This window comes from Paenibacillus bovis, from assembly GCF_001421015.2.
Lineage (GTDB): Bacteria > Bacillota > Bacilli > Paenibacillales > Paenibacillaceae > Saccharibacillus > Saccharibacillus bovis.
On the sequence record NZ_CP013023.1, the window covers coordinates 2,479,383 to 2,498,701 of the forward strand.

At 45.7% G+C, this 19,319-nt stretch carries 21 protein-coding genes, 1 tRNA gene and 1 pseudogene; 19 read left to right on the forward strand and 4 right to left on the reverse strand.

What is annotated here, in order from left to right; genetic code table 11:
• The first annotated feature begins 45 nt into the window (after positions 1-45).
• From AR543_RS10595 to AR543_RS10615, 5 genes are all read left to right on the forward strand, one after another.
• Complete coding sequence (locus tag AR543_RS10595) at positions 46-867, forward strand: Cof-type HAD-IIB family hydrolase (protein ID WP_060534208.1); 822 nt, start codon at positions 46-48, stop codon at positions 865-867.
• Between the two features lie 257 nt (positions 868-1,124).
• Complete coding sequence (locus AR543_RS10600; protein ID WP_060534210.1) at positions 1,125-2,303, forward strand: glycosyltransferase family 4 protein; 1,179 nt, start codon at positions 1,125-1,127, stop codon at positions 2,301-2,303.
• A 296-nt stretch (positions 2,304-2,599) separates the two neighbouring features.
• Complete coding sequence (locus AR543_RS10605; protein ID WP_060534212.1) at positions 2,600-3,169, forward strand: xanthine phosphoribosyltransferase; 570 nt, start codon at positions 2,600-2,602, stop codon at positions 3,167-3,169.
• Between the two features lie 202 nt (positions 3,170-3,371).
• Complete coding sequence (locus tag AR543_RS10610; RefSeq protein WP_017813874.1) at positions 3,372-3,701, forward strand: hypothetical protein; 330 nt, start codon at positions 3,372-3,374, stop codon at positions 3,699-3,701.
• A gap of 111 nt (positions 3,702-3,812) precedes the next feature.
• Positions 3,813-4,058, forward strand: a complete 246-nt coding sequence (locus tag AR543_RS10615) for a hypothetical protein (protein ID WP_060534214.1) — start codon at positions 3,813-3,815, stop codon at positions 4,056-4,058.
• Positions 4,059-4,248: 190 nt separating this feature from the next.
• Here AR543_RS10615 and AR543_RS10620 read toward each other — a convergent pair whose 3' ends face one another.
• Positions 4,249-4,725: a YhjD family protein gene (locus AR543_RS10620; RefSeq protein WP_060534216.1), complete on the reverse strand. Its 477-nt coding sequence runs from the start codon at positions 4,723-4,725 to the stop codon at positions 4,249-4,251.
• A 56-nt stretch (positions 4,726-4,781) separates the two neighbouring features.
• On the opposite strand from AR543_RS10620, the gene AR543_RS24265 reads away from it, so the two are divergent.
• On the forward strand, positions 4,782-4,955 hold the full coding sequence (locus AR543_RS24265; protein ID WP_158523952.1) for a hypothetical protein: 174 nt from the start codon (positions 4,782-4,784) through the stop codon (positions 4,953-4,955).
• 699 nt (positions 4,956-5,654) lie between these two features.
• Here AR543_RS24265 and AR543_RS10625 read toward each other — a convergent pair.
• A complete protein-coding gene (locus tag AR543_RS10625) occupies positions 5,655-6,302 on the reverse strand; it encodes a DUF1349 domain-containing protein (RefSeq protein ID WP_169725595.1) in 648 nt (215 codons plus the stop codon).
• A 122-nt stretch (positions 6,303-6,424) separates the two neighbouring features.
• On the opposite strand from AR543_RS10625, the gene AR543_RS10630 reads away from it, so the two are divergent.
• From AR543_RS10630 to AR543_RS10660, 7 genes are all read left to right on the forward strand, one after another.
• Complete coding sequence (locus AR543_RS10630; RefSeq protein ID WP_060534221.1) at positions 6,425-7,627, forward strand: MFS transporter; 1,203 nt, start codon at positions 6,425-6,427, stop codon at positions 7,625-7,627.
• Positions 7,628-8,030: 403 nt separating this feature from the next.
• Positions 8,031-9,272: an aspartate aminotransferase family protein gene (locus tag AR543_RS10635; protein ID WP_060534223.1), complete on the forward strand. Its 1,242-nt coding sequence runs from the start codon at positions 8,031-8,033 to the stop codon at positions 9,270-9,272.
• A 16-nt stretch (positions 9,273-9,288) separates the two neighbouring features.
• Positions 9,289-10,326 carry a zinc-dependent alcohol dehydrogenase gene (locus AR543_RS10640; protein WP_060534224.1) on the forward strand — a complete coding sequence of 346 codons (1,038 nt, stop codon included), beginning with the start codon at positions 9,289-9,291 and terminating at the stop codon, positions 10,324-10,326.
• A gap of 66 nt (positions 10,327-10,392) precedes the next feature.
• A complete protein-coding gene (locus AR543_RS10645) occupies positions 10,393-11,142 on the forward strand; it encodes an HAD family hydrolase (protein WP_087071262.1) in 750 nt (249 codons plus the stop codon).
• 464 nt (positions 11,143-11,606) lie between these two features.
• Positions 11,607-11,690: transfer RNA gene (locus AR543_RS10650), tRNA-Leu, on the forward strand.
• A 381-nt stretch (positions 11,691-12,071) separates the two neighbouring features.
• The gene (locus AR543_RS10655; RefSeq protein ID WP_060536732.1) at positions 12,072-13,190 is read left to right on the forward strand and encodes a glycerol dehydrogenase; all 1,119 of its coding nucleotides are present in this window, start codon (positions 12,072-12,074) and stop codon (positions 13,188-13,190) included.
• A 626-nt stretch (positions 13,191-13,816) separates the two neighbouring features.
• Entirely contained in the window at positions 13,817-14,107 is a 291-nt protein-coding gene (locus AR543_RS10660) for a barstar family protein (RefSeq protein WP_060534226.1), read from the forward strand.
• Between the two features lie 128 nt (positions 14,108-14,235).
• Here AR543_RS10660 and AR543_RS10665 read toward each other — a convergent pair whose 3' ends face one another.
• The gene (locus AR543_RS10665; RefSeq protein ID WP_060534228.1) at positions 14,236-14,964 is read right to left on the reverse strand and encodes a superoxide dismutase family protein; all 729 of its coding nucleotides are present in this window, start codon (positions 14,962-14,964) and stop codon (positions 14,236-14,238) included.
• 347 nt (positions 14,965-15,311) lie between these two features.
• Here AR543_RS10665 and AR543_RS10670 point away from each other — a divergent pair, with 347 nt between their 5' ends.
• The 5 genes and pseudogenes from AR543_RS10670 to AR543_RS25045 all read left to right on the forward strand — a co-directional run.
• Positions 15,312-15,755, forward strand: coding sequence for a ribonuclease (locus AR543_RS10670; RefSeq protein ID WP_060534231.1), 444 nt, complete (start codon positions 15,312-15,314; stop codon positions 15,753-15,755).
• A 137-nt stretch (positions 15,756-15,892) separates the two neighbouring features.
• Positions 15,893-16,180: a barstar family protein gene (locus tag AR543_RS10675; protein WP_060534233.1), complete on the forward strand. Its 288-nt coding sequence runs from the start codon at positions 15,893-15,895 to the stop codon at positions 16,178-16,180.
• An 85-nt stretch (positions 16,181-16,265) separates the two neighbouring features.
• Positions 16,266-16,709 (forward strand): WapI family immunity protein, encoded by a 444-nt coding sequence (locus AR543_RS10680; protein WP_060534235.1) that lies wholly within the window; start codon positions 16,266-16,268, stop codon positions 16,707-16,709.
• A gap of 243 nt (positions 16,710-16,952) precedes the next feature.
• Complete coding sequence (locus AR543_RS10685) at positions 16,953-17,789, forward strand: formate/nitrite transporter family protein (RefSeq protein WP_060534237.1); 837 nt, start codon at positions 16,953-16,955, stop codon at positions 17,787-17,789.
• A gap of 93 nt (positions 17,790-17,882) precedes the next feature.
• Positions 17,883-18,095 (forward strand): annotated as a pseudogene (locus AR543_RS25045) (hypothetical protein); the annotation flags it as partial.
• Positions 18,096-18,122: 27 nt separating this feature from the next.
• On the opposite strand, the gene AR543_RS10695 reads toward AR543_RS25045, so the two are convergent.
• The gene (locus AR543_RS10695) at positions 18,123-18,422 is read right to left on the reverse strand and encodes a hypothetical protein (protein WP_060534238.1); all 300 of its coding nucleotides are present in this window, start codon (positions 18,420-18,422) and stop codon (positions 18,123-18,125) included.
• Between the two features lie 305 nt (positions 18,423-18,727).
• On the opposite strand from AR543_RS10695, the gene AR543_RS24970 reads away from it, so the two are divergent.
• Entirely contained in the window at positions 18,728-19,249 is a 522-nt protein-coding gene (locus AR543_RS24970) for a ribonuclease (RefSeq protein ID WP_060534239.1), read from the forward strand.
• Positions 19,250-19,319 lie beyond the last annotated feature (70 nt).

Genomic DNA, 19,319 nt, shown 5'->3' on the forward strand with positions numbered 1-19,319 from the left:
AGCTGTTATTCTTTTTTGACATTTAATAGATAGGCAGGTGGATCAATGAATTATCGATTAATTGCTCTGGATATGGATGGTACGCTGCTGGACAGCAACCACGAGATTTCTCCTCGGACTGCTGCAGCGCTCCAGGAAGTAGCTGCGCAGGGAACCGAAATTGTATTTTGCACCGGGCGTACTCCGGTTAACTCTATTCCTTATATGGAGCAGCTGGGACTGCATGAAGAAGGTTATGTAATTGTGCATAATGGTGCAGCCACGGTGCATACGGGTACCCGGGAAGTCATTCACCAATTCCCGCTAGATACGGCAGCACTGGATAATTATATGAATTACTGTCGCCAGTATCATATTCATTTTGATATCAATACCGCCTTTGAGATCTATGTGGATTCACCACAGAATATGCAGGCGGCGGCCCAGGAGATGTATGCCAAATTCCAGAGCTTCGAGCTACAACCGCAGCTGTTGCCGGCATGGACCGAACTTTCGGCACCTGTGCTGAAACTAAGCGCATTTGCGGCAGCAGAGCAGCTGGATAAAGCTTATGCACAGTGGAATCTCTGGACGCCCGAATTCAATATTTTGCGGAGCGGGGAATTTTTTATAGATCTGATGCATCCGGATGCTTCCAAAGGAGGCGCACTAAAGGCGCTGGCCGAGAGTCGCGGCATAGCACCGACAGAGATTATGGCTATAGGCAACTACTATAATGATCTGTCAATGATGCAATATGCCGGTCTGGGTATTGCAGTAGATAATTCACCGCTGGAAGTCAAAGCGGCTGCCGATGAAATTACACGTTCCAATGATGACGATGGCGTCTATCATATGCTTAAAAAGTATGCCGGAGTAACCTGCTGATCTAACGGACAGGATCAAAAAGGCGGATGATATACTTTGGCCAGCCCATCGTCTACTGGCGTAGAATCATAACCTTCTAGCGCTAGAAGCATAATCTTATAGTGATAAGACAGCAAACCGCTCATGAATTTGAGCGGTTTTATGATGTTGGTCTGTTCCGATACATGATACAATCTTGTAGTATAGAGTCAGACTTGATGATCAGCATGTATATGTTGATATAATGAAATGACGAATAAGGGAAAGGAGGAATATTTTTGAGATTGCTGCAGGCCCTGTTTTTTCCTCCTGAACAACCGGGAGGCGTCTCATCCATGATCCCCTATCTGCAGGAGCGTTTTAGCTCTGCGCGCTGGGAGATGGAGATTTTCTCTTTACCCAAGCGGATACGCAACAAAGGCAAGGATGACGTCGTTTTTGAGACGTTTGACTGGACACTGTACGGTGCAAGCCCTGTAGTCCAGAAATATATCCAGACTTACCGTGATTATCGCTGGTGGGCGCGTCTGCGACTGACCAAGCCCTATGATCTGATTCATTCCCATCATCCGCTGGTTGGACTGGTTATGCGGGAAGTATTCCCGGAGACACCGATTGTACAGACGGTACACTCCAGTTATGAACGCGAGCTGTTGTTAAACGGCAAGATTGCCGAAGGCAGTATGGAGCAGCAATTTCTGACTTCATTGTATCGGGAGCTGGAGCACCGGACAGATCGTCTGATGACCGTATCACATTCGTTTCGTACCTACATGTCTGCCTATGTAGACCAACCCGAGCGGATTGAGGTGCTGCCGAACGGATTCGATGAAAAACGCTTTAAGCCTGTGCCGCACGAAAATGAAGTGCCGCAGTTGATGACCGTCTGTCGTCTCGTGCCTGCCAAAGGACTGGATACCCTGCTCAAAGCCTGTGCGATTCTCAAGCAGCGTGGTCATAATTATGTACTTCATATTATCGGAGACGGACCAAGTCGTACCGAGCTGGAGCAGATGGCCCAGCAGCTGGGTATTTACGAAGATACCATTTTCTACGGATATACCCTGCATCCTGAGGAATTTATGCCGTTTTTCGATATTTTCGTACTACCTTCCCGCGCGGAAGCGTTTGGTTCCGTATTTGCCGAAGCTGCGCTCTGCTGGCTGGCACTGGTCGGAACGGATGTAGGCGGCATTGCCGAACAGATCGAAGATGGGGTTAATGGCCTGCTGGTACCACCTGATCAAGAACAGCTGTTGGCTGATGCGCTGGAGAAAGTGATCAATGATCCTTCGTATCGTTACGAGCTGGCCCGTACGGGCTGGGAAAAAGCCAAAAACCAGTATTCCCTTACCCATGTGGTCAATGAACTCAAAAGGCTGTATCTGGAGTATCTGACAGAGAATCCGTTTCATTCGGTATCGGATCTGACCATGCAGCCGTCGGATAGCGATTGAGCGTAGAGGTAAGAGTAAGAGTAAGAGTAAGAGTAAGAGTAAGAGTATCGGGAACAAAATGATAATTTTGACCATTTTGCAAATTCTGCTTCTCACAGGATAGGGTAGGATCAAATCCATACTACAGATTGTCAATGCGCATGATATAATCGGCTGTATGCGCAAGGCGAGGGCAGCCCAGGGCGACAACAGGAACATCGCACCAAACCGGCTGTCCAGTCTATAAATAGTCAATAATGATAACGGAATACTGAGGCAGCACAAGCCATCAGAATACCAGTGATGGAGGACAACTAATGGAAGAACTCAAACAACGAATTTTGGCAGAAGCTACTGTACTATCCCATGATGTACTAAAGCTGGATGCATTGCTGAATCAGCAGGTCGATCCGCAGCTTACGATGCGCATGGGGCAGGAATTTGCAGAATTATACCGCTCCGAGCAGATTACCCGTGTAGTGACCGTAGAATCATCAGGTATCCCGGTTGCTTTTGCGACGGCTTATGAGTTGGGCGTTCCGCTTGTATTTGCCCGTCGCAAAAAAACACTGCTTGCCGATCCGGATGCATTGGTCGAGCGTGTTCCTTCGTTCACCAAAGGTATTGTAACGGATATTGTATTATCTCAGCAGTTTATTACTGCCGAAGACCGTATTTTGTTTATCGATGATATTATCGCCAATGGAGATGCCGCCCGCGGACTGGTCAAAATTATTCAGCGATCCGGAGCGACGTTGGTCGGTGTAGGTATCGTCATCGAGAAAAGTTTCCAAAATGGAGCACAATCGATCCGTGAACAGGGCATTCGCCTGGATTCACTGGTCAAGATTGCTTCGCTGGATGAAGGGAAAATCACTTTCGCCTAATATAGGGAACTTATGTTTAAACCTTTTATTTTGGTTTATCTTATTTTATGGACATTGATAACCGATATTGTAAATATGGCCCCATGGTATAACATGAACTTGACAATTTGGGATATCCTTTGACTGAAAACTTGATATTCTCTTTTCAAATGGGGTATTAATGTCTTATAATAAAGATATGTTAGGGAGGGGAGGCAGACTAATGAGCAAAGAGCCGATCACTGAAGAGTTTTTTATCAATAAACTGGCCGCCGCAAAAGTACACTTCGAGCGTGCTTTGGATTGTAAGCACACTGAATTTGATGACCTGTATCCCTATATGATTGAACATCCGCAGTTTTTCTGGTACAAACGTTATGTAGCATGGTCTGAATTGCTGACCATTGTGAATCTGTGTCAGGAGCTGGACTTTAACTGGGAATCGCAATTCTCCGGTCACCAGGTAGAGTACGTGAACGAGCGTGTGATGTCCGCGAAAGTGCTTGATTATTGGTTCGAGAAAAACGATTCCAAAGAACACGCACAGCGCTAATCATAGCAGGAAGTCATTCAACAAGCATTCAGACCTAAATGATATCATTTAGGTCTTTTTTTGTAGAAGTTCAGATAGTACAGTGCTATTGCAGCAAAGAAGGTGAAAATAATGATGTCAGAAGAAGAACTGGATGGTTACCGTCAATCAGGAGAGAAGGTCCGGGTGGTACGCGATGGTATTCGGGAGAATGATGTACGTGGAATCGTCATCGCCTGGGATGACGAGCATGTATTGATTCGCCGGCCAAATCGCAATGTCGCCAAGCTGAGCCGCAGCTATATTATCCAGCCATCCAAAGATCCGCGTATCGATCCATTGGAGTCGTCGCAACCGCTAGAAAGCGATCAGGAATAACAGCAATATATCAATAAAGCCATCTGGATCGGACATAAAGTCCGGCAGATGGCTTTTGTGCATTTAGGGGAAGAACTGAAGCGAGGAAAATAGGTGCCGCAGCTCCTGATACCCGATACAGTAAAAGGGGAATGATATATAAAATAAAGGATAAACCCGATATGTGGAGATCAATGTGTATCTTCTATACTCAGGTCCCTGTACGATATGGCGTATACCCCGAGTAACGGGCAGGCTCGCGTACACGAGCGGGATTATAGGGTGCAGCGGGTCTGTCATCCGCTGGTGCTGAGGATGAATCAGCAGCCGGAATCAGTCCCAGATAAGCACGCATCCGCTCTGCAGCTTCCTGGCGGAACTCGGTCGCAGGGATCTGGAAAGTGCCATGATGGCCCTTGCAAAGGATCTGAGCTTCTACCATGCTCTCGGATTGATTAATTTCATACAGTCGCAGATTCTGTTTGCGCAGATCGCGTCGTACTTCGGACAGCAGCAGGTTAGCGCGGTCAGCCGCACTACGGATGACTTCCCGGTACAGACCGGGAGCGCTCAGTTGATCACTTTCTTCCAGAGCACGTGTATCATGATCAAATTTCTTTTGGATATAAACAAGCAGCAGATAGCTTTTTACCAGGGAACGTTCTTCTTCAGATAAAAAGACAGCCATTCATGTCACCACCTTAATAGGAACTTATGTTCTTATTGTAGCGAACATGGGGATATTTGGCAAGTGAAAATTGCGATAAAACGGCATTTTCTTCAGGAAATACACCGAAAAATCATTTTGACGGGCAAACACATCAAATATATGGAAAATTATCAATCGTTAAATATACGGTTGCTGGAGATCAAGCAGATTCGGAAAAGATAGCTGGCGAAATAAAGGGAATTAACTGAATCCTCAATCGTTATAATTGCCCTTGCAGCATTTCCATAATGTTATGCTTGCATGCCAAAGTGGAACTTATACCGCTTTTCTATTCCTGCAAAAAGCGTATTTGGTTTTGGATAAATAGGTATTTGAATTACGTTATCAAGATTCTGTTATTATTGCTAAAAATAGAGAGGATAAGCATTTGCATTTCTTGTAGAATCGGACAGTAAATTGCCAAATTTTATTGTGCAAACGTATGCGCAAAACCAGCTAGATTTCATATTTTATTTTTAATTCCATATTTTTACATAACAAAATTCGAAACCAGTCACTGTATAAAAAACCCGTAATCATACGGATTAGATTCATTTCCGGAATGACTACGGGTTATTTGTTTGTATAAGCAGCTTATTAGAAGTATGACTACGTAAATGAATATATGAATTAGCTAATAAAAACCAATCTTTTGGAATGGAATACATATTTTCACTTGATCGTTAAGTAAAACAGGGAGATCACATAATAATAAGGTTTTGTCTAAAATGTGAAATGGGGAAATGTGATTTCCGTATTATTCAATAAATTGCAATATATCGAGTGTAGCGCCAGTATCATATGTTGAAAATGTCACGCAAATTTTACATTGACCGTCATAATAAAAGTAACTATAGTTAATTATTGTAAACAGTTCAATTCCTATACATATATTTTGAACATCCTTCTCAGTTGGACGCTTTGTCTGTTCGCTCGATATGGAGAAATTCGAACTCGACCTGACAGCCATGTCCCTGAGGACTGCAAGCATATACCCCGCATTGGAAAGGAGTCTGATCACTTATATCATCGAATAGATGCGCGATTCGGATCTGATTCCATTCGGTGGATTCGGGAGTATCGCCTTGTTGTTCTGCATATTCGACGGTGTAATCACCGGCAACACGTGTGATTCTGAACAGCAGCTCGGTGAATCCGGCCTGGAAATTCTGGGTGGACCAGTCGGAGTATCCGTTATTGGTAACAACGACGCCGAGTTTGGCATGACCTTCGGTCTCGAATTCGACAGACGTTTTGAGCCAGCAGTGTTCGGAGAAGCGAATCATCAATCCAGCCTGATCATACTGGTGCACCGGATATGTACGAACCCGGGTAGTGACTGTCATATCACCGGATACTTCGGCAAATAAAAAGTGTCCATTATCGACTCGAAAACCATAATGGGTTTTCTGCCAGAAGTCTGTTTCGGCAAGAGGCTTGAGAGAGAGCACTTGCTTGTCCGAAGCTACTTCCCATTCCTGGGGAGGGCAATGCCACTGTAATCGTTCATCCATCGTCTGTCCTGTGAAATTTTCTATAACGTTTTTCATTATCATACCTGCTCCTTTACTGGATAAAATGGGGAACAGCTGCCTATCCGCTGTTCGCTAATTCATTATGTGTAAATAAAATGGAAATATCAAGTTCATCAAGATATTTTTGGAAGGGTGATGAGATTATGAAACGGATTTTCAGACTGAGCTGTGCCTTTTACTTTTTGATAGGTATTACCAGCGTTATGCTGGGGGCGCTGCTGCCGGTTATACTGCCCCATTATGGGCGGGATTACAGCGATGGAGGTACACTGCTGTTTCTGCAATTCATCGGGTTTCTGGCGGGGGTACTGATCTCGCCATCCCTGTCTGCCGGAATCGGACGCAAAAGGCTACTGCTGGTAGCACTCGCCGCGATCACCATCGCTTATGCAGTCATGGGAACAATGCCATCTTGGGCATTGATGGTGGTAATGACCATATTCGTGGGCTTTGGCTCGGGTATTATCGAATCCTCGATTGGCGCATTTACGATTGAATTCGCAGAAGAGCAAAAAGCTGTCGCCATGACCAAGCTGGATGTGTATTTTGGCGTCGGTTCCATGCTGCTGCCTGCACTGGCCAGTCTGTATATTTACCTGAATGTCTGGAACCTGTCCTTTTACACCGTGGCGCTGTCGACCTTTGTTCTGCTGCTGTTCTGGCTGCGTATGCCGGCGGACAGTTCGGCACATCTGCACCAGGATCAGCAAAAGGATGCAGCGACCGCATCTGCAGCCAAGCCTCGTTATACAGGTGCCCAGCTGAGACTGCTTTCTATCTTTGTACTATTCTTCTTTGTCTACATGGGGATCGAGCTGGGAATGATGAACTTCCTTCCATCTATTCTGATTGAAAGTATCTCGATCAGCGACTCGGCAGCTTCACTCAGCGTAACCTTTTTCTGGGGAGCGATTACGATCGGTCGATTATTTGTCGGACGTATGGCAGAGACTATGAGCTATGTTCCTTTCCTGATTGGAAGTGCGCTTGGCTCGATGATACTGATTAGCGCTCTGGCACTGTTTTCCAGCCCAATCATGATGTATCTGCTAATCTTTGGCGTCGGACTATTTATATCAGGACTATTCTCGATCGGACTGGTTTTTGCCAATACACTGATGCCCGGTATGGTCGAACGAACGACCAGTACACTGATTGCCGCTGGAGGAATTGGAGGTTCGGTTCTGCAATATGTGATCGGCTGGAGTATGGATCGCTGGTCATTTGGTCCAACCTTGTGGATCTTCGCTTTGTTCGCGCTGATTCTGCTGATCAGTATTATTCTTGTGCAGCAGCTCAAGTCGGCAGATTCCTCCCTCAGGGCAGGCGTGGAATCCAAATATTGATATTGGGTAGTCGTACCGATCGAGCAGGACTGCATACACTCTTATGTGAGGTTCTTTTTAGAGGATTACATATATCTGTATGTACGATTTTTTTGATGGGATTACATACATCTGTCTATATGTGATCCTCTCGATTGGTTGGTGTATCACATGATTCTGCATCTATTTCTGCAAAGGAGGTGATGCCTGCTTTTCCGGCATAATGGTATACAGTCCATATTACTGGAATAGATGGCGTCGTTGTCCTGACGGATCGGTCTACCGGATAGTATAGCTATCCCAAGATCCATCCATCAGAATAATATTCTTTTAACAACCAGTTAACAATTTCCTTGATCAAAGAATCGCATCGCTACCGTTGTCTTGATCCGATCGTAATTACATTCATCCGGAGGGATTATACATGTCAACAACTACTGAAAGCCGATTTTCGATTGGAAAAGGAATTCGTTTGATTGATGATGCAGGAAATGAATATCTGGACGGTGTGTCCGGTACGTTTAACCTGTCACTGGGTTACAATCACCCGTATGTTGTTGAGAAAATCCAGGAGCAGGTAGGGAATCTGACGCATATGTCTTCGTCATTTACCGAACCGTATGTAGATGAAGTACTGTCTCTGCTGCTGCAGGAAGCGCCTAATGGAATAGATGCAGGCTGGATGCGTGATATTACCGGTTCAACCGCCAATGAATGTGCAACCAAAATTGCACAGAAGTATACCGGCGATACCGATATCGTCAGCCTGTTCTATTCCCACCATGGACAAACCCAGTTTGCGACCGGTATCTCGGGAAATGCGTTCCGTCGTAAAGGATTCCCGAATTCCTCTGTGCCCAATTCGCTGCATGTGCCTGTTCCTTATTGCTACAGATGTCCTTTTCAGACAGATCCGGATCATTGCGCGATGCAGTGTATCGAAGCATTGTCCGATCAACTGGAATTTGGCGGCTCCGGCTCTACAGCTTGCATGATTATCGAGCCGATTCTGGGCAATGGCGGCAATATTATTCCTCCGATGGAATATTTCAAGCAGCTGCGCAAACTGTGTGATGAGCATGAGATGATTCTGATCGCTGATGAAGTGCAGACAGGTGTCGGCCGTACCGGCGAGATGTATGCGAGTACGCTGTTTGATATCAAACCGGATATTATTACACTGGCCAAAGGACTTGGCGGAATCGGTGTACCGGTCGCTGCTGTTCTGATGCAATCCCGTCTCAATGTGCTGGAAAAGCATGAGCATTCCTTTACCTCGGGCAGCAATATGATCTCGCTGACCGCTGCCAAATCAACAATGGAGGTCGTATCGGCTCCAGGATTCCTGGAAAGTGTACGCAGCAAAGGTGAACTGCTGGGCAATCTGCTGTCTCCGCTGGCAGAGCTGTATCCGGATACGATCGGAGAAGCTCGTGGTGTCGGTCTGATGTGGGGACTGGAAATCGTAGATGCGGACAATGCACCGGATTCGCGCAAAGCCAATGCCATTATTGATATGGCCTTCAAGGAAGAGAACCTGATTCTGCGCGGTTCCCGTTACGGATTCGGTAATGTAGTCAAAGTTCGTCCGTCACTCACCGTAACCGAAGATGAACTGGTGGAAATTGTCGGTCGTTTGGAACGTGTATTACAAAAAATGGGTTGATCAAGGAGGATAAATCATGTTATCACTTGTCTATCGCTCTGCGTGGGATGTTGCACTGGAAGAAAGACCTCGTCCATTAATTACCGGCGACCATGATGTACTGGTACGTATTCACGCGACTGGCGTCTGTGGTACCGATCTGGGTATTATCAGCGGTAAATACCATGCCAAATCTTCGATTATCCTCGGACATGAATCTGCCGGAGAAGTTATAGAGGTGGGAGCACGTGTAAGTACGCTGCAGCCTGGCGACCGTGTCGTTATTGATCCGACGTATTACTGTGGCCAATGTTCAATGTGCCGTACAGGCCGTCAAAATCACTGTCTTCACAAAAGCACGACCGAGACCGGCGTGAGCAGTGATGGTACGTTTACCGATTATTACGTAACGGAAGATCGCTTCCTTTACAAGCTCGCTGATCATGTCAGCTACGAAGAAGCAACTATGACCGAACCGCTGAGCTGCATGCTGACCGGGATCAACCAGATCAATCTGCTGCCCAACTTCCGTACGATTATCCTGGGTGCCGGTCCGATCGGAATGCTGTACAGCTATGCACTGGCTTCCAAAGGAATTACCGGCAGTATCGTTGATATTTCGGAAGAACGGATGCGTCTGGCCGCTTCGATTGCTCCGGAACGCTGGACTACATATTCTTCCTTTGAAGGAGCGCTTGCTGCGATTTCGCCGGAGGATCACCAGGTCGATCTGGTGGTGGATACAACCGGTGTGATAGGTACGCAGATATTGTCCAATCTGGCGCATGGCGGTTATCTGATGCTGGTCGGACTGCGTGACGGGGTGAGCAGCTTCAATCCCAAAGAAGTCGTGGACCGTAGTCTCAAAATTATCGGTTCGATCGACTCGCTCGGTACGTTTGCGACAGCTCATTATATGATCGAACAGGGATTGGTACCAGCGCGCAAGCTGATTACGCATACGTATCCGCTGCAATCGTACAAGGAAGCTTTCCAGACGCTGGGCTGTGACCTTAACGATGGTACGTTGACTTCATCCTCCAGTGCGATCAAAGTCGTATTGCAATCCTGCTAATCGCTGCCGGATAATGGTTAAAGGCTTGTAGAGAAGACTATTTTACATGCAATGGAGGAATTGACGATGACAACCAATCCAAGCGGAACTGCAGCGAATGCTGTGTCTTCTGTGACGGGCCTAGAGCCGGCAGACTGGAGAAGCGAGCCAATCGAAGGTTTTATTTTCGACATGGACGGGGTGCTGATTGACAGCGAACCGATTTATTTTGAAATCGAAAAAAGTACATTTGTTCACTTTGGTGCCAATGTAGAAGAAGAGGAGCATCATACGTATGTAGGTGTGACACTGGCATCCATGTTTGAACAGGTACAGCAGAAGCATCTGCTGGATTGCACGGTAGAGCAGATGCTGGAGTTTCATGTGAAGCATGTTATGGATGTGATCCGTGAACATCCGGAGCTGCAGCCTTTTAACGGTCTGACCGATTGGCTGGGTTGGCTGCAGCAATCCGGTATACCGATGGTGGTTGCTTCATCGTCTCCGCGTGCACTGATTGAGCTGATTCTGGAAAGGCTGGATATCCGCCGCTTTTTTGGTGGCATGATCAGTGGGGAAGAAGTCGCACATGGCAAGCCGGCACCGGATATTTTCCTGCGAGCAGCCGAGATTCTGGGTGTAGCGCCGGAACGCTGCATGGTTATCGAAGATTCCCGTAATGGTGTACGGGCAGCCAAGTCTGCCGGTATGCGCTGTATCGGACATCAGAATCCGGGCTCGGGTAATCAGAATCTGGGCGAAGCGGATGTGGTTATTCACAGTTATGCGGAGTTATGGGATCTGCGTAACCAGCTGACGGTTACTGCTGCCCAATAAACGATCCTTCAGTATTCGCTAATGATCCAAATCCTATAGTAAACAAATAGCAGTCTGCCGATTACGGAAGATCCGACACTTCCTGATTTGGCAGATTGCCTTTTTTATTCTCTACCGTCTCTGTTATCCAAAAGGCTGTTTTGAGCATAGGTGAGCATAGGTGAGCATAGGTAGGCTATGTAAGAATAGGTTGATCGTACAGTGAACATTTTCGATATTTTGTTATATTCTATATTGGCCTAGATGACAGCTATAGTCGTCATTATCAACTTCTCTTTTTCTGCCGGGCTTCTGCCATGTACCGTATGTCAGAACACATTATGGTCCTAGTATGCTCTACTACTATTCTCTAGAAGTATTATATTATATAGAAGGAAAAATAAAATTTGACGCTTGCTAACTAATATGGTATTCTATTTTTTGTGGCCAGGAAATAGAGATATGGAACGGTAACATTACATTATGCGGTCGTGGCGGAATTGGCAGACGCGCACGGTTCAGGTCCGTGTGGGCTTACCCCCGTGGAGGTTCGAGTCCTCTCGACCGCATTATTTTTATCGAAAAGGTCTCATTCCTAACGGAGTGGGGCTTTTTTTGTTAGGGTACAACTTCGTTCCTGCTTACTCGTAAACGGGATCGTTCTTATTTCTGACAAGGAAATGCTGTTATACCGCAGGTACTTCTGGTGAATAGATTAAGAAGCCTATTTATTCGCGAAAGCCAGCCATGTCAATATGGGCCAGCAAGCTGAGTATACAGGCTCAGAACACCTAAGAAACAACAGACAGCGGAAAGCAGGATCGATCATTCCTTTCCCGGCTCAGCAAATTGGCAGCACGATCAGGTACATAGCGGAGAAATGGACTTCATTCATGCGTTTTCTGTATCAGGCGCATGATCCATTACAGGTTGGAGAGGAGCAACAGATTATGACAGAACGCGTATTTATCAGTCCCGGCAAATATGTACAGGGCAGAGACGTCATCCAGAAAACAGGTGAGTATGTAAAAGGGATCAAGGGAGACAAATCGCTCGTTATCGCCGATGATATTGTGTGGGATATCGCAGGCAACCAGGTACTGGAAAGTCTGGATCAGTCATCTGTGAGCTACATCAAAGCAGTCTTCAACGGAGAAGCATCGACTAATGAAATTAACCGTCTGGTAGAGATTGGCCGAGAGAACAACGCTACGATTGTGATCGGAGTAGGCGGCGGCAAAACGCTAGATACAGCCAAAGCGGTCAGTGATACACTTGGCGGCTACACGGTGATTATCCCGACTACAGCCTCTACAGATGCACCAACCAGTGCATTATCCGTTATTTATTCGGATGAAGGTATATTCGAGAGCTACAAATTTTATAATAAAAATCCGGATCTGATTCTGGTAGATACCAAGATTATCGCGAGTGCACCGCCACGCTTCCTGTCTTCTGGTATAGCGGATGCCTTGGCAACCTGGGTAGAGGCACGCGCTGTAATCGAGGCACGTGCCACGACGATGGCTGGCGGACTGCCTACACTGGCTGCTGAAGCGATTGCGCGCAAATGTGAAGAGACGCTGTTTGACTTTGGTCTGCTGGCATACGAGTCGGTACAGCGCAAAGTGGTAACATCTGCCGTAGAAGCAGTCGTTGAAGCCAATACGCTGCTCAGCGGTCTGGGCTTTGAAAGTGGCGGTCTGGCAGGAGCACATGCGATCCATAACGGCTTCACTGTACTCGAAGGCGATATTCACCATATGACACATGGAGAAAAAGTTGCTTTTGGTACATTGACCCAGCTGGCATTGGAGAAGCGGCCTATTCAGGAAATCGAGCGTTATATTGAATTTTATATCAGTCTGGATCTGCCGGTAACGTTGGAAGATCTCAAAATTGCCAATGTATCCGATGAGGATCTGTACCGTGTAGCACAGGCAGCGACCAAGCCAGATGAGACATCGCATAATCTGCCGTTCAAAGTAACCGCCGATGATGTTAAGGATGCCATTATCGCAGCCGATCAATATTCCCACGCATACAAAACCAAAAAAGGTCACAAATAACAAATACTCATAGATATTCTAATACAGTCAGGCTGCTCCAGGAACCTGCCGGTGATCGTTAGCCGGCAGGTTCTTTTACCCTAACAACGAATAGATTACAGCTGCTTGGTCGGATCGTTATACTTCAGTAGAAATATTCTCATGCTGCTCTAGATTCTGCTTCCCAACTGGCTTGCTTTCTGGTAGGCTTGTACCTTGGAAGTGACTCTGTACATACTCGAAAAGAGACCGTAAAAGAATCAGAAGGACTCTTTTACTGCGGACTCTAGGTATACAGAATCTGGTGAGAGACGATCTGTAAAGCTTCCTGTAAAGACCTTATTACGAATTTTTACAAAAATCCGCTATAAATAAGGTTCTTTTACAAAAGGAATATGGTATAAAGTTAATGAGATAACTGAATAGCTGATAGGATGCACAGCGGTTGTCCGGATAATAATCCAGACCGGGCCAGCGTAGCAGACCATCAAGCCGCTTCAGATCTCCACAGTCGCTCAGACCCAGATCAAGAAGCCGGATACCAGGAGGCTTCCGAAAGTATAGGTTCACGTTAGGATGCCGACAGGAACATCAGCAATGGTATTGTAAATGTTGAACAAGGTAAGGTGTGGATAATGAGAGTGTATATGAAAACAGTAATTTTGAACGGTGAAGATTTCTCGACGATTGAAGAATTGCATCAGACGCTTCAACAGGTACTGGATTTGCCGGAGCATTATGGTGGCAATCTGGATGCACTGTGGGACAGTCTGACCGGCGCTGTAGAGCTGCCGCTTCAGATCGAATGGCTCAACTATGAACGCAGCCGTGAACTGCTTGGTCCATATGCCGAACAGGTATTGGATCTGATGGAAGAAGTGCAGGGAGAAGGCAATGGCTTCCGGGTATGGCTCCAGAGTGATGCGGTCATGCTGTAAGAACAGAGAGCGAATGATTATTCCTGGTGACCGGGAGAGATTAACCGGTAACCCGTATAAATAAGCTGCACACTGGCGATAGGCCGGGTGCAGCTTTTTGTTTTATTATGCAGGTGCAGGTAGTATTACTATTGAGGAATATTGCCGCCGGCTATACGATCTCCGGAATTGCCGGAAGGATCGCTTTTCTGGTCATCTTCATCGCCATGAATAATAAGCGATGTCCCCAGAATAGAATGCTCATCCCCTTTGCTCAGGCTGGCACCGGCAAGCTTCATTTCTACTTGGGCGGTACCGTCGGCTGCAACCTCCAGATTCTGGAAATCACCCAGATGAAGACCATTGGGATTAAGATGACCATGCTCTTTGCCGGTCGGATTAAGATGGGAACCAGCGGTAGCAAAGTCGTTATTTTTGATCGGAGACTGATGGACATGGAATCCGTGTTTGCCTGCTGGCAGCTTGGAGACATTAACCTGCGCCAGTACGCCGTCTTCCTGCTGGGTCAACGTAATCGTACCAATCGAATTTCCTTTCACGTCCATCATCTGTACAACAGGATGGCCTACCGATATGGTTGATGTAGGACCGTCCCAGTACATATTCTGTCCCATCAGCTCACTCATATGCCGGATCGGAACATACGTCGTGCCGCTGTATACAAATGACTGTGGTACCATAGTTCCCTGATTATTAAACGTAGCGGAAGTCTGACGTGCTTCACCGTTCATGTAGAAATTCAGTGGTTCGGTGTTAGGTGTAACTTGCATGTCCGCAGCATAAGTGATACCTGAGAAAAATACGGCGCCACCAAGAAAGGAGAACAACAGATGCTTTTTGCCAAACGATTTTGTCATATAAGGATAACCTCCTGAATGAATAAAATAGATAGCACTCTCCTCATGTTTACCCTCTAGTCGGCTACAGAAGCAGCATAATTGAAAACGTTTTATCATTTATTGTATATTTCTGAATGGATATGTATGGAAATTAATAAGACATATATCAAGAGATAAATATAGCGCTTTCTTATGCAGGAGGTTATATCTATAAAAATTTACAAATATAGTGATTAAAATTGAAGATTTCTACAAAAAGGTATGTTATAACTGGTAAGTGGATATTTTGGTACCTATAATCTGTACAAGGCGTTTAAGGTAACGAATGTTCCTAACCATTATGAGTTACATAGGAGGATGTACGTATGAAAAAGTTCTGGTCCACGGCACTACTCGCAATGATGCTAACGGTGATCTTCTTCACCGGCTCTCAGGCAGCACCTGCTCTGCAGGCACAAAAGGCTTCAGCTGCCAGCTGTACGATCATCAATACCTTTACCGGAGTAGCCAACTATCTGTCTGCTAACGGCAAACTGCCGTGCAACTTCATTACCAAATCCCAGGCAGGCGCTCTGGGCTGGGTATCTTCCAAAGGCAACCTCGCTGAAGTAGCTCCAGGCAAAAGCATCGGTGGCGATGTATTTAGCAACCGTGAAGGTCTGCTGCCTACCGCAAGCGGACGCACATGGCGCGAAGCGGATATCAATTACACTTCCGGGTTCCGCAATTCGGATCGTATCCTGTATTCTAGCGATGGTCTGATCTACAAAACGACAGATCACTACGCCAGCTTCACCCGCATGAAATAAGGAATTCTCAACACTGTACCGTCATCCTGCGATCCGGCGTTGCTGCCAGGATGCAGAATGACGGTACAGTAATGTTATAATCATATACATAAAAGAAGGATATCGATTACATAATAGATAAAAGGGAGGCATACAATATGAGAACAGTATGGATTAACGGAGAAGATTTTTCTACCATTCAGGATCTGCATGAACAGCTGAAGAGCAAACTGGAATTGCCCGAATTTTATGGAGGCAATCTTGATGCGCTGTGGGACTGCCTGACCGGAATGATTGAGCTGCCGCTGGAACTGCGCTGGGTGAATTATGGAATCAGCCATGACCGGATGGGTGACCAGGCAGAGCGGGTACGAAGTCTGCTGGAAGAGGCGCAAGAGGAAGGGATTGGGTTCAAAGTTGTAGTAGAGGATGATATGCAAGATTGATAAATCCTATCGATGTATTCGTGGACACAATAATAGTTAAACTTTGACTATACTTTATGAGTTACAAAGGAGCCTATAGTAGCGAATGATTTTGAAGAATAGTCAAATACAGATTCAATTGCAAATTACCGGCTATCAATATGAGGAAGCGGAAGGTTTTTATGATGATTGGCTGATGGTTTCACTGCATATTCAGACTAACAATGGAAAAGTATGGTCGCAGGAAGCTCCCTATTTAATGACAACAGAATTGCAGACCATGCGTAGGTGGTTTGCTTCTTTATTAATAGAAGGAAGTTCATATACTACTTTGTATTTTATAGAACCCGAGATGGAATGGAACTATACCGAGCAGCAGGTTCTCGAATTGAGATTAAGCCATGCTGCCTATCCTGTTTCTATTATGAATAATTCTGAAGCATATGGGGAGGCAACATTTGCTTTTAAACTTACATATGCAGATTTACATCCTATAGTCTCAAGTCTAGATCATATGTTACATCAATTTCCTCAGAGGGCAGCGAGATAGTGTGATATTAGAGCTTGTTTTTAAATAAATCTAGCTAGGAATATACAGGTGAAAAAGAGCGGTAATAGCGATAATAGCAGAAAAGCTCTTTTTCATCATAATTAAGTGAAAAAATTCACAAATGGTGATAAACATCACATCCATATACCTAAGGAATTTGTATAATCAAAAAAGAAACAGTTCATTTTTAATTTAAAAAGTGAAATATTTCAACGAGAACAAGCAATTTCAGGGGGAATGGATATGTTTACTGAAGGCGTACAGAATATCATAGAAGCTGCCGTGAAGAAAAAAGAAAAAATGAATGAAAGTATTGTACGGTATTTTGCATCTGCTATGCTGGCGGGTGCTTATGTAGGGATCGGGATTATCCTGATATTCTCGATCGGCGCACCGCTGGCAGCGATTCATTCGCCGCTTCAATCTATTGTTATGGGAATGTCATTTGGTATTGCCCTGACGCTCGTTATTTTCGCAGGTTCCGAGCTGTTTACAGGCAATAATATGTTTTTCACGATGAGTACACTGGCTCGCCGCACCACGATGGGGGATCTGGGCAAAAACTGGGTGCTCGTATTTATCGGTAATCTGGTCGGTGCGATCGTCCTGAGCCTGCTTGTCTATGGTACCGGATTGTTCCAGCAGATTGGCGCAGATCATCTGATTTTCAAAGCGGCTGCCGCCAAAATGTCTTTACCGGTCTCGATGTTGTTTTTCCGCGGTATTCTCTGTAACTGGCTGGTCTGTTTGGCGATCTGGATGGCTTCGCGTGCCAAAGATGATATTTCCAAACTGGTGCTGATCTGGTGGTGTTTGTATGCCTTTATCGCCAGCGGTTATGAACATAGTGTAGCGAATATGACGCTGCTTACGACTGCACTGCTGCTACCTGGTCATCCGGATACAATTACGGTAGCGGGCTGGATACACAATATGATTCCGGTAACGCTGGGTAATATTGTGGGTGGTGCTGTATTTGTGGGAATGGCATACTGGTTCATTTCGCCGGTTCGTCGTCAAAAACAGGCAAATGCTACTGCTGCAAAAGCACAGACACCAACACAAAAAAACGCTGTATAATTGATCCTCTATCGTTATAATCGTTGAGAACGAGAACGAGAACGAGAACGAGAACGAGAACGAGAACGAGAACGAGAACGAGAACGAGAACGAGAACGAGAACGAGAACGAGAACGAGAACGAGAACGAGAACGAGAGACAACTATGGATAAAACAAGCAGCGTACAGATATACACGCAATATAGCGTGGGTCTGTACGCTGCTTTTATTTCGGCGTATACCCATTCAGCATCTGGAAATCCAAGGCAGGAAGGATATAGAGATGCAACAAGTAAACATGAAGCGGGAGCTGCTTTGCCCTTATGATCGGCTTTTCTGGTAGGCTGATTCCAATTATTGAATAAACGTCCATAATACCCAGCCCAGACGCAGCCAGTTGATAGGTTCATCGTTGCCTATAGAACTGTAGCCCCAATCGCCTGCAGGATTACCAAAGGACAAAGAGTCTTTTTCCAGATTGTTTTGCCGGGAGAGATCCAGTCCGTACTGCTGCTCGATTCGTTCCTTTGTTGGTTGATCGATACCGCTGGCCGCTACTGTAGGCAGTAAGGAAGTAAACGCAGAAATAACCAATGAATAGACAATTAGCCACATGGCTATAGTGGATTTCTTCATTAAAAGTTTCCATTTCATAGAGAATTAGTCTCCTTTCACTAGAACAATGCGTTACCATTATAAATGATGGGTTATATTCACGGTAAGCTGGTCATACTAATCTGATTATGTATAATATCTACCGTGTATATCATAAAGTGAAAAATTCATGCTATCAACTGTCCTGTATGCTTAGTAAAGGATACAGAGCGATAAAAACTGGATCTGCAGGCTGTAAAATGTTGTAGACAGACAGCAGATTACGCTATGATAATGGGATGGGCAGCTGTCAAAGTGCACGATAACAGCTGCTTTTATTACAGCATGTCTACACAGGAGGAATTATGTCCAAGAAATTATCCAGTATTATTGTATTAGTAATCGCAGCTGTTCTGCTGCTGTTTGGAGCAGGTGACCGGCTTGGGTTGCATTTGACAGGTGAGAACAGTCAGCAGAGCGCTCCTACCGCCCAGAAGTCCGGTGATCGTTCGGAATCTGCTTCTACACCTGCTGCTTCATCCGATCAGGCAGGCTGCCAGATTATCAATACCTTTGATGGAGTCGCTGATTATTTGCGGGAGCATGGTGAATTGCCCTGCAATTATATAACCAAAAAAGAAGCTGAACAGCTGGGCTGGGATGCCGGTAAAGGCAATCTGAATAAAGTGGCACCAGGCAAAAGTATTGGCGGCGATACATTCAGCAACCGTGAGGGATTGTTGCCCCGGGCTTCGGGTCGCAAATGGCATGAAGCAGATATTAATTACACTTCCGGATTTCGCGGTGCTGACCGGATACTGTATTCGACCGACGGGCTGATCTACAAGACGACGAATCATTATAAGTCTTTTCAGCAAATGAAATAAAGCCAGTCTTAACCTATGCTGTATGCAATGTACGGGTTGCTAGGGCAGTCTATAGTCTATAACAAGGTCA

Coding starts and splice junctions, on each gene's coding strand:
- AR543_RS10680 (WP_060534235.1), top strand. CDS start 16,266: ATGATTTTGAAGAATAGTCAAATACAGATTCAATTGCAAATTACCGGC.
- AR543_RS10630 (WP_060534221.1), top strand. CDS start 6,425: ATGAAACGGATTTTCAGACTGAGCTGTGCCTTTTACTTTTTGATAGGT.
- AR543_RS10615 (WP_060534214.1), top strand. CDS start 3,813: ATGATGTCAGAAGAAGAACTGGATGGTTACCGTCAATCAGGAGAGAAG.
- AR543_RS10655 (WP_060536732.1), top strand. CDS start 12,072: ATGACAGAACGCGTATTTATCAGTCCCGGCAAATATGTACAGGGCAGA.
- AR543_RS10605 (WP_060534212.1), top strand. CDS start 2,600: ATGGAAGAACTCAAACAACGAATTTTGGCAGAAGCTACTGTACTATCC.
- AR543_RS10675 (WP_060534233.1), top strand. CDS start 15,893: ATGAGAACAGTATGGATTAACGGAGAAGATTTTTCTACCATTCAGGAT.
- AR543_RS24970 (WP_060534239.1), top strand. CDS start 18,728: ATGTCCAAGAAATTATCCAGTATTATTGTATTAGTAATCGCAGCTGTT.
- AR543_RS10625 (WP_169725595.1), bottom strand. CDS start 6,302: ATGATAATGAAAAACGTTATAGAAAATTTCACAGGACAGACGATGGAT.
- AR543_RS10635 (WP_060534223.1), top strand. CDS start 8,031: ATGTCAACAACTACTGAAAGCCGATTTTCGATTGGAAAAGGAATTCGT.
- AR543_RS10660 (WP_060534226.1), top strand. CDS start 13,817: ATGAAAACAGTAATTTTGAACGGTGAAGATTTCTCGACGATTGAAGAA.
- AR543_RS10645 (WP_087071262.1), top strand. CDS start 10,393: ATGACAACCAATCCAAGCGGAACTGCAGCGAATGCTGTGTCTTCTGTG.
- AR543_RS10695 (WP_060534238.1), bottom strand. CDS start 18,422: ATGAAATGGAAACTTTTAATGAAGAAATCCACTATAGCCATGTGGCTA.
- AR543_RS10665 (WP_060534228.1), bottom strand. CDS start 14,964: ATGACAAAATCGTTTGGCAAAAAGCATCTGTTGTTCTCCTTTCTTGGT.
- AR543_RS10620 (WP_060534216.1), bottom strand. CDS start 4,725: ATGGCTGTCTTTTTATCTGAAGAAGAACGTTCCCTGGTAAAAAGCTAT.
- AR543_RS10685 (WP_060534237.1), top strand. CDS start 16,953: ATGTTTACTGAAGGCGTACAGAATATCATAGAAGCTGCCGTGAAGAAA.
- AR543_RS10610 (WP_017813874.1), top strand. CDS start 3,372: ATGAGCAAAGAGCCGATCACTGAAGAGTTTTTTATCAATAAACTGGCC.
- AR543_RS10670 (WP_060534231.1), top strand. CDS start 15,312: ATGAAAAAGTTCTGGTCCACGGCACTACTCGCAATGATGCTAACGGTG.
- AR543_RS10640 (WP_060534224.1), top strand. CDS start 9,289: ATGTTATCACTTGTCTATCGCTCTGCGTGGGATGTTGCACTGGAAGAA.
- AR543_RS10595 (WP_060534208.1), top strand. CDS start 46: ATGAATTATCGATTAATTGCTCTGGATATGGATGGTACGCTGCTGGAC.